At 52.1% G+C, this 13,065-nt stretch carries 12 protein-coding genes and 1 riboswitch; of the genes, 11 read left to right on the top strand and 1 reads right to left on the bottom strand.

Going from position 1 to position 13,065, the window contains the following annotated elements; all coding sequences use genetic code 11:
* Positions 1 to 195 precede the first annotated feature (195 nt).
* From glyA to purT, 10 genes are all read left to right on the top strand, one after another.
* The gene (gene glyA / locus ABD836_RS06570; RefSeq protein ID WP_344933713.1) at positions 196 to 1,458 is read left to right on the top strand and encodes a serine hydroxymethyltransferase; all 1,263 of its coding nucleotides are present in this window, start codon (positions 196 to 198) and stop codon (positions 1,456 to 1,458) included.
* A 134-nt stretch (positions 1,459 to 1,592) separates the two neighbouring features.
* Positions 1,593 to 2,066: a transcriptional regulator NrdR gene (gene nrdR, locus ABD836_RS06565; RefSeq protein WP_344933711.1), complete on the top strand. Its 474-nt coding sequence runs from the start codon at positions 1,593 to 1,595 to the stop codon at positions 2,064 to 2,066.
* Between the two features lie 2 nt (positions 2,067 to 2,068).
* A complete protein-coding gene (ribD, locus tag ABD836_RS06560) occupies positions 2,069 to 3,199 on the top strand; it encodes a bifunctional diaminohydroxyphosphoribosylaminopyrimidine deaminase/5-amino-6-(5-phosphoribosylamino)uracil reductase RibD (RefSeq protein ID WP_344933709.1) in 1,131 nt (376 codons plus the stop codon).
* Positions 3,200 to 3,871, top strand: coding sequence for a riboflavin synthase (locus ABD836_RS06555; RefSeq protein ID WP_344933708.1), 672 nt, complete (start codon positions 3,200 to 3,202; stop codon positions 3,869 to 3,871).
* A 24-nt stretch (positions 3,872 to 3,895) separates the two neighbouring features.
* Positions 3,896 to 5,026, top strand: a complete 1,131-nt coding sequence (gene ribBA, locus ABD836_RS06550; protein WP_344933706.1) for a bifunctional 3,4-dihydroxy-2-butanone-4-phosphate synthase/GTP cyclohydrolase II — start codon at positions 3,896 to 3,898, stop codon at positions 5,024 to 5,026.
* Between the two features lie 25 nt (positions 5,027 to 5,051).
* Positions 5,052 to 5,513 carry a 6,7-dimethyl-8-ribityllumazine synthase gene (ribH, locus tag ABD836_RS06545; RefSeq protein WP_344933704.1) on the top strand — a complete coding sequence of 154 codons (462 nt, stop codon included), beginning with the start codon at positions 5,052 to 5,054 and terminating at the stop codon, positions 5,511 to 5,513.
* Between the two features lie 124 nt (positions 5,514 to 5,637).
* Positions 5,638 to 6,135, top strand: a complete 498-nt coding sequence (nusB, locus tag ABD836_RS06540; protein WP_344933702.1) for a transcription antitermination factor NusB — start codon at positions 5,638 to 5,640, stop codon at positions 6,133 to 6,135.
* 20 nt (positions 6,136 to 6,155) lie between these two features.
* Positions 6,156 to 7,130, top strand: coding sequence for a thiamine-phosphate kinase (gene thiL / locus ABD836_RS06535; protein ID WP_344933699.1), 975 nt, complete (start codon positions 6,156 to 6,158; stop codon positions 7,128 to 7,130).
* Between the two features lie 12 nt (positions 7,131 to 7,142).
* Positions 7,143 to 7,613: a phosphatidylglycerophosphatase A family protein gene (locus tag ABD836_RS06530; protein WP_344933696.1), complete on the top strand. Its 471-nt coding sequence runs from the start codon at positions 7,143 to 7,145 to the stop codon at positions 7,611 to 7,613.
* A gap of 40 nt (positions 7,614 to 7,653) precedes the next feature.
* Complete coding sequence (purT, locus tag ABD836_RS06525) at positions 7,654 to 8,853, top strand: formate-dependent phosphoribosylglycinamide formyltransferase (RefSeq protein ID WP_344933693.1); 1,200 nt, start codon at positions 7,654 to 7,656, stop codon at positions 8,851 to 8,853.
* Positions 8,854 to 8,992: 139 nt separating this feature from the next.
* Here the strand turns inward: purT and ABD836_RS06520 are convergent, their stop codons facing one another.
* Positions 8,993 to 10,654, bottom strand: a complete 1,662-nt coding sequence (locus ABD836_RS06520; RefSeq protein ID WP_344933691.1) for an Ig-like domain-containing protein — start codon at positions 10,652 to 10,654, stop codon at positions 8,993 to 8,995.
* 259 nt (positions 10,655 to 10,913) lie between these two features.
* Positions 10,914 to 11,024: riboswitch (TPP riboswitch) on the top strand.
* A 118-nt stretch (positions 11,025 to 11,142) separates the two neighbouring features.
* Here ABD836_RS06520 and thiC point away from each other — a divergent pair.
* Positions 11,143 to 13,038, top strand: a complete 1,896-nt coding sequence (gene thiC, locus ABD836_RS06515) for a phosphomethylpyrimidine synthase ThiC (protein WP_344933689.1) — start codon at positions 11,143 to 11,145, stop codon at positions 13,036 to 13,038.
* The last annotated feature ends 27 nt before the right edge of the window (positions 13,039 to 13,065 follow it).

The raw sequence follows: 13,065 nt of genomic DNA, 5'->3' as shown, positions 1-13,065 counted from the left end.
GGTTTTGCGCAATGGTTTTACGCGCCGCAATGGCGACAGTCTTTTCCGTAAATAGCGCGTGCCCGTGTTTGGTTGCAATTATTGTTAATTAAATGCCCTGTGTTGGGCTCAGTGCTACTTTAAACGGTGCCGATAACGCGCATTTATTGTACAATGCGCGGCTTTTCAGAGCCTGTGTATGCCTCGGGGGTAGTGATGTTTAGTAAAGAGATGACAATAGCCGGATTTGACGATGAAATTTGGTCTGCGATCCAAGAGGAAGAAGTGCGTCAGGAAGAGCATATTGAGCTGATCGCGTCGGAAAACTACACCAGCCCAGCAGTCATGCAGGCGCAAGGCACAGTTCTGACCAATAAATACGCCGAGGGTTATCCGGGTAAGCGCTACTACGGTGGCTGCGAGTATGTGGATAAAGCCGAAACATTGGCGATTGATCGCGCCAAGGCGCTATTCGGCGCCGATTACGCTAACGTACAGCCGCACTCTGGCTCACAGGCCAATGGCGCGGTATATCAAGCATTGGTATTGCCGGGCGAGACAGTGCTGGGCATGAGCCTGGACGCTGGTGGTCACTTGACCCACGGTGCCAAGCCTAACTTCTCAGGCAAAACCTACAATGCCGTTCAATATGGTTTGAACAATGAAACCGGCGAAATTGATTACGCACAGGTTGAAGCGCTAGCGCTTGAACACAAGCCAAAAATGATCGTGGCGGGTTTCTCTGCCTACTCCGGTATTGTTGACTGGGCGAAATTCCGTGAAATCGCCGATATGGTTGGCGCCTATTTGATGGTTGATATGGCTCACGTTGCCGGTTTGGTTGCAGCGGGTATTTACCCCAACCCAATGCCGTTTGCCGACGTGGTGACCACCACTACCCACAAAACCTTGCGCGGCCCACGCGGCGGTTTGATTCTGGCTAAGTCTAATCCAGAGATTGAGAAAAAACTGAACTCGGCGGTATTCCCCGGTGGTCAGGGCGGTCCCTTGATGCACGTTATTGCGGCGAAAGCGGTCAGCTTTAAAGAGGCCATGACACCTGAGTATGTTGCTTACCAAAAGCAGGTTGTGACCAACGCTAAAGCAATGGCCAAAACCTTTATTAGCCGTGGCATTAATATTGTGTCTGGCGGTACTGAAAACCACCTGATGCTGGTTGATCTCATCGGTAAGTCTTACACCGGTAAAGACGCGGATGCCGCACTGGGCGCGGCAAACATCACCGTGAACAAAAACGCTGTACCGAATGACCCCCGTTCACCGTTCATTACCAGCGGTTTGCGCGTCGGCACGCCAGCAGTGACCACCCGCGGTTTTAAAGAAGCCGATTGTGTAGAACTGGCCAACTGGATGTGCGACGTACTGGAAGCGCTGGAAGCCGGCGATGCCACTGCCAAGATTGAAGAAGTGAAAGTGAAGGTCTTGGAAATCTGCAAACGGTATCCGGTATACGGATAAGTCTGAAGTCAGGTGTCGGACGTCGGATGTGTTGGTTTTACTGACATCCGACGGCAGACATCCGACCCAGAGTTTTATGCATACTGCACCAAACTGCTATGCTGCTATAAACTCGTAAAGAGGCACTACCCACCATGCGCTGCCCGTTCTGCAATTTTGACGACACCAAGGTAATCGATTCTCGGCTGGTTGCCGAGGGTGGACAGGTTCGTCGGCGGCGTGAGTGCTTGTCTTGTTCTGAACGTTTTACTACCTACGAAACTGCCGAGCTATTGATGCCGAAAATCATCAAGAGTGATGGTTCGCGCGTGCCTTTTGACGAAGCCAAGATGCGTTCTGGGGTCTTGAAAGCCTTGGAAAAACGCCCTGTTAGTGTTGAGCATATCGAAGCTGAAATCAGCGGTATTAAGCGCCGTTTGCAAGCGACCGGTGAGCGTGAAATTGGCAGCCGTATTGTTGGCGAGCAGGTGATGGAGGCCTTAAAGGCTTTGGATCATGTTGCCTATGTACGATTTGCATCGGTCTATCGCAGTTTTCAAGACCTGGATGAGTTTCGCGCAGAGATTGATCGCCTATCCGCTGAGCCGCGGGCAGAGAAAGCGGACTAGTCATGATTTTCTCAGATACTGACCGCGAGATGATGGCGCTTGCTCTGCAATTGGCAGAGCGCGGCCGTTATACCACCAGCCCAAATCCCCGGGTTGGCTGCGTTATTACCCAAAACGACAAGCTGGTTGCCGAGGGTTGGCATGTTCGCGCAGGTAGCGGTCATGCTGAGGTAAACGCCCTTGCGCAAATCGACAATGCTACCGACGCTACTGTGTATGTGACGCTAGAACCCTGCAGTCACTCTGGGCGTACGCCGCCCTGCGCCGATAAATTGATCGATGCCAACGTGGCGCGAGTGGTGGTTGCGATAGTTGACCCAAATCCGGTGGTCGCGGGCCAGGGCATTGCGCGGCTGCGTGATGCGGGTATTCAAGTCGACGTCGGTTTAATGGCCGAACAGGCCGCCGATTTAAACAAAGGTTTTATGCGCCGAATCAGTGGTGGCTTACCTTGGGTGCGCTTGAAATCGGCAAGCAGCTTGGATGGCCGCACTGCAATGGCGTCGGGTGAGAGTCAGTGGATTACTGGCCCCGCTGCGCGGCAGGACGTTCAGCGGTTACGCGCCGAGAGTTGCGCGATTGTCAGCGGCGTCGATACCATTTTGTATGATAATGCGCTTTTTACCGTGCGCCCTGAAGCCTTTGCCCCGGAACTAAAAGACCAATATTGGCGTCAGCCCCTACGCGTTATTTTAGACTCAAACTTACGCACTCCCGTGGACGCCAAGCTATTTAGCGAGGGTGGCGAAGTCATTATCGCCACGGTGGTTAGTGACCCGGAGCGCTATGTTGCCTTGACGGCGGTCGGCGCCATTATTTTGTGTCTTGCCGACGATGGCAACGGTCGCGTGTCGCTGCCCGCCTTAATGCGCTATTTGGCCGACCGTGGCTGTAATGACGTGCTCGTTGAGGCCGGTGCGACCTTGGCGGGTTCGGTTCTGCGCGCCGATTTGGTCGACGAGTGGTTCGTTTATATGGCGCCTAGCTTGATGGGCAGTGCCGGTAGACCGCTAGTAGAATGGCCAATGAGCAAAATGGCGGGGCAGCAATCGCTCGAGATCATTGATATTCGTGCGGTGGGTAAGGACTGGCGTATCCATTGTCGCATCCCGGCATTGATAGGGGGCGCATAGGTGTTTACTGGCATCATTGAGGCCTGTGGTAAGATTGCCGCCACTGAAATGCGCGGTGGTGACTTGCGGCTTAAAGTGCACAGTGCAGAATTGCCGATGGCCGAGGTGAAGCTGGGCGATAGCATTGCCACCAATGGCGTGTGCCTGACGGTGGTTGAATTGCTGGCCGACGGCTACTGGGCTGATGTGTCCAGAGAGACCTTGGCTCACAGTAGTTTTGCCCAAGCTAAGGCTGGCCAGAACGTGAATTTAGAGCGGGCCATGTTGGCGAGTAGCCGCTTTGATGGTCATATTGTTAGCGGTCACGTCGACGGTGTTGGCCGCATAGTGAGTTGCGAAAAAGATGCGCGCTCAGTGCGTCTGCGCGTTGAGGCGCCGGCCGACTTGGCGCGTTATATTGCGACCAAGGGTTCTATTTGTGTCGACGGCGTAAGCTTGACGGTAAATCGAGTTGAGGGGCAGGTGTTTGAACTTAACATCGTTCCACACACGGCGGCGCAAACGATTATTCAAACGTATCGGCCGGGTACCGCGGTGAATTTAGAAGTAGATGTGGTCGCCCGCTATTTGGAGCGCTTATTACAAGTGCAAAGTGGGGCTGACGGAGGCGCTGAGAAGGGTGTGTCCATGGCCACCTTGGCGGAAAACGGGTTTTTGACCGCGCGCAAATAGTGTGCGGATATAAAGGCAATGATTATGGCGTTTAGTAAAGTAGAAGAACTGGTTCAGGACATCCGTCTGGGTAAGATGGTTATTCTGTTAGATGATGAAGACCGTGAAAACGAAGGCGATTTGGTGATGGCGGCGGAGTGTGTGCGCCCGCAAGACATCAACTTTATGGCTAAATTCGGCCGTGGTCTGATTTGTATGCCGATGACCAAGGAACGCTGCACGCAGTTGAATCTGCCTTTGATGGTCGACCGTAATGCCTCCGGGTTTGGCACCAAGTTCACACTGTCGATTGAAGCAACCAAAGGCGTGACCACCGGTATTTCTGCGGCGGATCGGGCTCACACCGTACGCACCGCCGCCGCGCGCAACGCGGTTGCTGGCGACATTGTTCAGCCCGGCCATATCTTCCCTCTGATGTCGGAGCCAGGTGGCGTATTAAGCCGCGCGGGCCACACTGAGGCGGCTTGTGATTTGTCGCGCTTGGCGGGTTTTGAACCAACGGGCGTGATTTGCGAAATCATGAACGAAGACGGCACCATGGCGCGCCGCGAAGATTTAGAAGTATTTGCCGCTGAGCACGATCTGAAGATGGGCACCATCGCGGATCTCATTCACTACCAAGTATTGAACGAGCAGACCATTCAAAAAATCAGCAGCGGTACTATCTCTACTGATTTTGGCGATTTTGAGTTGCACGCGTATAAAGATTCTGTTGCCGGCGAAATTCACTTCGCGCTTCAAAAGGGCGCGGTCAACGCTGACGTGCCAACCTTGGCGCGGGTGCATTTGGGTTCGACTGTGCGCGACCTATTGCAAACCCAGCCGCCAGGTTCAACTACCGGGTGGAATATGCACCGCAGTCTAGCCAAGGTCGCTGCCGAGGGTGGTGTCGTGGTATTGCTGGCGCATCGTGAAACCCCGGAGTCGATCTTGGCTGATTTGGGTATTGCACAGGGTGATAAGCCGCCGCTACAGGGCGATAGTGTGCAGTACCAGACCACCTATTTTAATATTGGGCTCGGTTCGCAGATATTGCGGGATGTGGGCGTGGGTAAAATCCGTTTGATGGGTGCACCGGTAAAATACAATGCTATTTCCGGTTTTGATCTGGAAGTGGTGGAATTTGTCAGCCCCGAAGACGTTGGCCAAGCCTGATTAATCAAGACTGTAAGGAACCATTATGAAAACGATTGAAGGTACTTTCACCGCGGTTGGCGGTAACTACGCGATTGTTGTGGGCCGCTGGAATAGCTTTGTGGTTGAGAGCTTGTTGGAAGGCGCCCTCGACTCCCTGCGCCGCCACGGTGTGACCGAAGATAACATCACGATCGTGCGCGCCCCCGGTGCGTTTGAAATTCCACTGGTTTGCCAAAAAATCGCCGACAGTAAAAACTACGACGCCATCATCGCACTTGGCGCGGTTATTCGTGGCGGCACCCCGCACTTTGAATACGTTGCCGGCGAGTGCGTTAAAGGCTTGGCTCAGGTTTCCATGCAGTACAGCGTGCCGGTGTCCTTTGGCGTGTTGACCGTAGACAGTATTGAGCAAGCAATTGAGCGCGCTGGTACTAAGGCGGGCAATAAAGGTGAAGAAGCAGCTATGTCTGCCATTGAAATGGTGAGTCTGCTTAAGCAGCTGTAATTTTCTTTATTGTTTGCGTATGTCGTTTTTTGTAAGTGATTTTCGCGTCGTCCATTCAGTTTCTGGTAAGCGGTGGCGCGGTTTTTTAAATGTGGTTTTATCCACTGTGAATGAGTAATTTTTTGTGGCAAATCGTCATCAAGGTCCGTCCCATAATCAGCTTGCCGCCGGTCGTCGCAAGGCCCGTCACTACGCGATGCAAGCTCTGTATCAATGGCATATGGCTGGCCAAGCGCTGAATGTTATAGAAGCTGAGTTCCACGCTGACTATGACATGAGTCATGTCGACAAAGAGTTTTTCCACGACTTGGTGCACAGTATTCCCGCGCAGCTTACTGATTTGCACGCGCTGTTTGAAAAACACCTCGACCGTAAACTCAGCGACCTCGATCCCATTGAATTGTGCTTGCTGCGCATGGGCAGTTTTGAACTGCTGCGCAGAATTGATGTGCCGTATAAAGTTGCCATTAACGAAACGATTAATCTCGGCAAACGCTTTGGTGCAACTGATGGCTACCGTTATTTAAACGGCATTTTAGATAAGGTGGCAATGGAGTGTCGCGCAGTAGAAGTTGCGGCGGAAAGAAATAAACCGTCTATCCCGCCTAGTGACGCCGAGTAATTTGGTGTTCGGCCAAGCTTATGCAGGTGTCTGAATTTCAATTAATTCAACAATATTTTAAATCGGGTGCCGAAGCGGCACTCGCCCGCCCCAATTCGCCTGTTCGTTGCGGCATTGGCGACGACTGCGCGGTACTCGCGCTGCCGGCTGGCGAGGAGTTGCTGGTCTCGGTAGATACCTTAGTTGAGTCGGTACACTTCCCTGTAAATTATCCTTCGGATTTGCTCGCTCGCCGAGCCTTGGCGGTTTGCGTAAGTGACTTGGCTGCCTGCGGTGCTGCGCCAATGGGTTTTACCTTAGCGTTAACCTTACCCGACGTCGATGCATCTTGGCTGGCGGGCTTTGCTAATGCCTTGGCCGAGGCGGCCAGCGAATATAATATCGCGCTGGTTGGTGGCGACACCACGCGCGGGCCCTTGTGCATCAGCTTGCAAGTCATGGGTTCCGCGCCAGCGGGCACGGCGATTTTACGCAGTGGCGCTCAGCCCGGCGATCTTATTTATGTGTCTGGACAGCTTGGGGATGCGCGCGCGGCGCTGGCGTTTTTAGACAAGCCCGCATCGAATTTGAGCTTAGCTGAACAAGCCATGTTAGCGCGCTATCATGCGCCTAGCCCGCGCTTAATACTCGGCCAAAAACTCCGCGGATTAGCGACTGCGGCGGTGGATGTGTCCGACGGATTGGCGGCGGATCTCGGGCATATTCTGACTGCCAGTGGGGTGTCGGCAGTAATTAATACCGAGAAGTTACCCCTGTCGGCCGCGCTTGTGAAAACGTGTCCTGAGCGTGCAGTGGAATTTGCCCTGAGCGGGGGCGACGATTATGAACTGTGTTTTACTGCACCTGCAGAGCACCGGGCGACACTTGCCGCGCTCAGTGCAGAATTGAATTTAGCGATTACCGAGATCGGCTATGTTGACGCCGGTAATGGCATACAGTGTTATGCCGCCGACGGCAGTGAGATAACGCCGGCGGCGGGTTACCAACATTTTTGAGGCGTTATTAAAATGAAAATACCTGTCTCACTGCTTAAAAATCCGGTGCATTTATTGTCGGTCGGTTTTGGTAGCGGACTTGCTCCAAAAGCGCCCGGCACCTTCGGCACGATAGCGGCGCTGCCGTTTTGGTATGGTCTGCAATTTTTGCCGCCAGCGTATTATGTGGTTGTACTGATTTTGGCTTTTGTCCTTGGTGTTTATTTGTGCGGTGCTACTGCTGATGCCCTAGGTGTTCATGATCACGGCGGTATCGTCTGGGATGAATTCGTCGGGCTGTGGATTGCGCTGTTTATGGTGCCAATGCATATAACGTGGATTGCGCTGGGCTTCGTTTTATTTCGTTTGTTTGATATTTGGAAGCCGTGGCCGATTCGGGTACTCGATGCCAAAGTGCATGGCGGTTTTGGCATCATGATCGACGATGTACTCGCGGGTGTTTACGCGTATCTGGTTCTGCAATTGCTGTATGTAATGAGCTGATTACTGCTTACTTTTTGTTGCTATTTTTGTGAGGAAAATCATGGTTTCTTTAGGCACGCCGTTTAGCGAAAGCGCTTGCAAAGTTTTACTTTGCGGTGCAGGTGAACTCGGTAAAGAAGTGGCCATTGAGCTGCAGCGTCTCGGTGTAGAAGTCATTGCCTGCGATCGTTACGCCAACGCACCTGCGATGCAAGTTGCCGATCGCAGCTACACTTTTTCGATGCTCGATGGCGCGGAATTGCGGCGAGTCATTGAATTAGAAAAACCTGATTATATCGTTCCAGAAATTGAAGCCATTGCCACGGACACCTTAGTCGAACTAGAGCGCGAAGGTTATAACGTGGTGCCGACGGCGCGGGCAGCACAGCTGACTATGAATCGTGAAGGTATTCGTCGGCTTGTGGCGGAGAAGCTGGAACTACCGACCTCGGCTTATCGCTTTGCCGATAGCAAAGAAGAGTTTGATGCGGCAGTGGCTGAAATCGGTTTGCCCTGTGTGATCAAGCCGATCATGAGCTCTTCAGGCAAAGGCCAAAGTCTTGTGCGTCGTCCCGCTGAAATAGATGCGGCGTGGACGTACGCCCAAGAGGGTGGTCGCGCCGGTGCAGGTCGCGTCATTGTCGAAGGTTTTGTCGATTTTGATTACGAGATTACCTTGCTGAGCATTCGCCATCGGAGCAGCGACGGTGAAGACACCGCAACCAGTTATTGCGCACCCATCGGTCACCTGCAGCAAGACGGTGATTATCAAGAATCATGGCAGCCGCAGCCAATGTCAGAAATTGCATTGCAACGCGCCCAGGAAATGGCTGAGCAAGTCACCACTGCGTTGGGTGGCTGGGGCTTGTTTGGTGTGGAGCTATTTGTAAAAGGCGACGAGGTAATCTTCAGTGAAGTTTCACCACGTCCGCACGACACAGGCTTAGTGACATTGATTTCTCAAGACCAATCAGAATTTGCCCTGCATGTTCGCGCAATTCTCGGCCTGCCCATCCCCAATATTCAGCAACACGGCCCATCAGCGTCGGCGGTAATGTTGGTGGAAGGAAGCTCTACACGACCCCGGTTTGGCAATCTTGATCACGCACTTGATGTGCCGAATACCCAGCTGCGATTATTTGGCAAACCCGAGGTTAGCGGCAAGCGTCGTATGGGTGTGGCGCTTGCGCGCGGCAGCGACATCGAAGAGGCTAGAGCCAAAGCGCTAGCGGTAGTGAAAGCGGTGACAGTGAGTTTGTAGCATATAGATGCGTAGTAGCGCTATTCATTGATATAAATTGTTCAACTAATAAAAACCCCGCATTGGAAAAGTGCGGGGTTTTTTTATTGGCTATATTCCCTTCGGAACGCGCGAATTTTTGTCTCGGCTATCGCCGAGTTTAATTTGCGATGAGTTCGCCGCTCGTCTCGATTCCATTAAAACGCGCGCTGACGATATCGCGACCTTCGCTCATTGCAGTAGCAAGGCCGCGAGATCCATTGGCATTGCTGAGTATCACATTGCCGGTTGTGCTGAACCAAGTAACTTGATTGCTAATGTCGCGCGTACTGTCGTCGCTGTAATGACCCGTGGCACTGATTTGTTGACTGCTGTCTAGGGCCAGTGGTGAAAGTTCGCTGAGGCTTATGGACTCTAAAACTGCGGGAGTTACCGTTAAAATTGTAGGGCTTGTTTGGTCCAGGTAAGTCGCCGTAATCGTAGTGCTAGCGACGGCGTCTTGGGATATAACGAGGCCGGATTTTCCAGCATTGCCCACAGTAGCAATATTGCTGTCGCTGCTTGACCATACGGTCTTGACCGCGTCGCTTACGTCGCGGCTAGTATTGTCAGAATAGTAGGCGATTAAACTTAGTTGTTGCTGGCTATTCGTTGGTATCGCGACTGCTGGTGGATTTAGACTCAAGCCTGTTAGTACCGCATTGTTGACCGCGACCGGGTATTCAGCATTCATTGCGCCAAGCGTAGCGCCTACAACAAGAGTGCCGGGGCTGAACGTATTTAATCTCCCGATACTGTCTGCATCATTGCTAATTTCGCCGACACTGACGTCTATATCATCGGGAAATTCCTCGACAATTGACCAGTGACAAGCATTCGTCAAATCGAGGATGCTGCCATCAGAAAAGTGTCCTATCGCCGCAAACTGCAGCTCTGAGCGAGCTGGCATTTCGTCCGAATCGGCGTTGGGAGATTCGATAGTAATACTTTCAAGGATGGCTGAACTTACGCGCAATTTCGCGGGGTTTGAAATGAGTTCACCTAGCGAGGCGCTGATATAAATCAGCTCTCCAGCGGCGTCTGTTGGTGTTGTGACTAGGCCGTCCATATCGTTTATATCAAGCTCCGAGTCATTGGCGCTCCAGCTTACGATGTTGGTAATGTCTTGCGTGCTGGCGTCGGAGTAAATGGCTGTTGCGGTGTACTGTTGCGCGTAGCCGGCGGCAATAGTTGTGCTTGCTGGCGTCACCGTGATGCTCTCGAGAATGGCATCACTAACGGCCAAGGTGGCTTTCTTGCTACTAAGTTGATGTAGCGAATTAGCGTGCACGTTGTGTTGGTTTGGAGTCGTTGGTGCCGATTTGGCTTCCTTGCCGCTAATGTTGGGAGCACCTGCATTGGCTGTCACACTTTGTTCGCTTGCTTGTGCAGTGTCCGGTTCTGGCTCGGTTATGGTGACGCCGTCTGTGACTGTGTAGGCCTTTTTCCCCTGATACACTACTGTGATGGTCGTTGTGCCAGCACTTAGACCGCTAACCAGTCCGCTTGAATCCACGCTTGCGACGGTTTCATTCGAGCTTGTCCAGCTTACTTTATCGCTGACGTCTTCCGCTGAACCGCTCGGTGACGATAGCGACGCGGTAAATTTATAGGTGTCGCCCTTGTCGAACTGCACCGTTTGAGGGCTAAGAGTTAATGCGGTAACTGAGGTTCGGGGTGTGCCTGAGCTGCCGCCGCCACAGGCGCTCAGCAAGGCCGCGATGCCAATAAACAGTAGCGTCGCGGAAATTGACCTATGAAAATAATTTAAAATAAACTGCATAAGATGTTCCTTTTTGGTGCAAATAAGTTTCGCTTTGCAATCCTTGCCGATGCGAATTCACTCTATCTGTGAGTCTGCTGATAAATATGGATGGTGGAGAGATATTGGCGATTGGGGAAAACCCTTGTCATGTCTCGATCATCGGCCTATTTAATTAAAATTCAATTAGTTGTCTGCCTATTGCAACAAGCATTTTCTGTGCCGATATTTTTCTTTGGATTGTTGGTCTTGCTATCGCTTAGTTTGCGACATACACTCATCGCTCTTGTCGGGGTGCCCGCGTAGATAATACGCAATGGCTGAGATCGTTTTCGAATCCCGTAGACCTGATCTGGATAATGCCAGCGTAGGAAACAAGATCTTCTCAGCAGAGGTCCCTCTGTCATTTGTTGTTCTGAGATCCGATCGAATTTTCCTTCTTTGGTTTTATTTTTTAAAACAGTCGAATTAAAAGACTCGCGCTAGTTTGCGCGCAAAAGGGGAAAGTAATGAGTTCTGATTATCCACTGCTTCGCGATACCGCCCAAGTTGATGCCGCCTCTGTAGAGCCCTTGCCTGGTTCATCAAAAATATATGTGCAGGGAAGTCGCGCTGATATTCAGGTGCCGATGCGGGAAATAAAACTCACGCCAACGCCAATACAGGCGACAGACGGCACAACACGCTTGGAGCCAAACGCACCAGTTCGGGTTTACGATACCTCGGGTGCTTACACCGACCCCAATGCAAATATCGATATACGAAAAGGTCTGGCGCCGATTCGTGATCAGTGGATTCTCGATCGCAATGACACCGAGTTATTGGCGGGTGACAGCTCAGAATATAGCCGTAAACGGGCAGCGGATCTGAGTTTGCAACAATTACGCTTCGATCTAAAACGAAACCCCCGCAGAGCAATGGCGGGCAAGAACGTTAGCCAGATGCACTACGCGCGCCGCGGTATTGTTACACCAGAAATGGAATACATTGCCATTCGTGAAAACATGGCCCTAGCTGCCGCGAAAGAAGCGGGTGAGCTGCCGGGTGAGTTGGGTTTTCAGCATCCGGGCAACGCGTTTGGCGCGAGTATTCCGAAAGAAATTACACCAGAATTTGTTCGCGACGAAGTAGCGCGTGGCCGCGCAATTATTCCTGCCAATATTAATCACCCCGAATTAGAACCGATGATTATTGGCCGCAATTTTTTGGTTAAAGTGAATGGCAATATTGGCAACTCTGCATTGGGTTCCTCAATTGAAGAAGAGGTTGCCAAGTTGACCTGGGGCATTCGCTGGGGCGCAGATACCATGATGGATTTGTCTACCGGCAAAAACATTCATGAAACCCGTGAGTGGATTGTGCGCAATTCACCCGTGCCAGTGGGCACAGTACCGATTTATCAGGCCTTGGAAAAAGTTGACGGTGTGGCTGAGGATTTAACGTGGGAGATTTTCCGCGATACCCTAATTGAACAAGCTGAGCAGGGCGTCGATTATTTTACGATTCACGCCGGAGTGTTGCTGCGCTATGTGCCCCTCACAGCCAAACGCGTTACCGGTATTGTGTCGCGGGGCGGCTCGATTATGGCCAAGTGGTGTTTGTCGCACCATAAGGAAAACTTTCTCTACACGCACTTCGACGACATCTGCGAGATCATGAAGGCCTACGATGTGTCCTTCTCGCTTGGTGATGGCCTGCGTCCCGGCTCGGTGGCAGACGCCAATGACGAGGCGCAGTTCGGCGAGCTTCGTACCTTGGGTGAACTCACAAAGCGTGCATGGAAGCACGATGTGCAGGTCATGATAGAAGGTCCCGGTCATGTACCCATGCAAATGATTCATGAGAATATGACCGAGCAGCTAAAGCATTGCGACGAAGCGCCGTTTTATACACTTGGCCCGCTAACTACCGATATTGCGCCTGGCTACGACCACATCACTTCGGGCATTGGCGCCGCGCAAATAGGCTGGTATGGCTGCGCCATGCTGTGTTACGTCACGCCCAAAGAGCACTTGGGCCTGCCCAATAAAGATGATGTTAAGACCGGGATTATCACCTATAAAATTGCCGCACACGCAGCGGACTTGGCAAAGGGGCATCCGGGCTCCCAGCTGCGTGACAATGCCTTAAGTCGCGCGCGGTTTGAATTTCGCTGGGAAGACCAATTTAATCTCGGCCTTGATCCCGATACGGCGCGATCCTATCACGACGAAACTTTGCCCAAGGAATCGGCCAAGGTCGCGCACTTTTGCTCTATGTGCGGGCCTAAGTTCTGCTCAATGAAAATCACCCAAGACGTTCGCGATTACGCAGCAAAATTGGAAGAGCAAGAACTCGACGCCGAGATGCAGAAAAAATCAGCAGAGTTTAAAGAGTTGGGTAGTGAGATATATCAGAAGGTGTAATGACGAGTCCGACGTCGGGGGGCTGGA

The organism is Zhongshania borealis (assembly GCF_039539625.1).
In the GTDB taxonomy this organism is placed as follows: Bacteria; Pseudomonadota; Gammaproteobacteria; order Pseudomonadales; family Spongiibacteraceae; genus Spongiibacter; species Spongiibacter borealis.
This window is presented reverse-complemented; position numbering and strand designations above follow the sequence as displayed.

Bases quoted from the DNA above. Each gene is read 5' to 3' on its own strand.
- ABD836_RS06520 (WP_344933691.1), bottom strand. From the start codon at position 10,654: ATGCAGTTTATTTTAAATTATTTTCATAGGTCAATTTCCGCGACGCTA.
- nrdR (WP_344933711.1), top strand. From the start codon at position 1,593: ATGCGCTGCCCGTTCTGCAATTTTGACGACACCAAGGTAATCGATTCT.
- ribBA (WP_344933706.1), top strand. From the start codon at position 3,896: ATGGCGTTTAGTAAAGTAGAAGAACTGGTTCAGGACATCCGTCTGGGT.
- purT (WP_344933693.1), top strand. From the start codon at position 7,654: ATGGTTTCTTTAGGCACGCCGTTTAGCGAAAGCGCTTGCAAAGTTTTA.
- thiL (WP_344933699.1), top strand. From the start codon at position 6,156: ATGCAGGTGTCTGAATTTCAATTAATTCAACAATATTTTAAATCGGGT.
- ABD836_RS06530 (WP_344933696.1), top strand. From the start codon at position 7,143: ATGAAAATACCTGTCTCACTGCTTAAAAATCCGGTGCATTTATTGTCG.
- ribH (WP_344933704.1), top strand. From the start codon at position 5,052: ATGAAAACGATTGAAGGTACTTTCACCGCGGTTGGCGGTAACTACGCG.
- ribD (WP_344933709.1), top strand. From the start codon at position 2,069: ATGATTTTCTCAGATACTGACCGCGAGATGATGGCGCTTGCTCTGCAA.
- glyA (WP_344933713.1), top strand. From the start codon at position 196: ATGTTTAGTAAAGAGATGACAATAGCCGGATTTGACGATGAAATTTGG.
- thiC (WP_344933689.1), top strand. From the start codon at position 11,143: ATGAGTTCTGATTATCCACTGCTTCGCGATACCGCCCAAGTTGATGCC.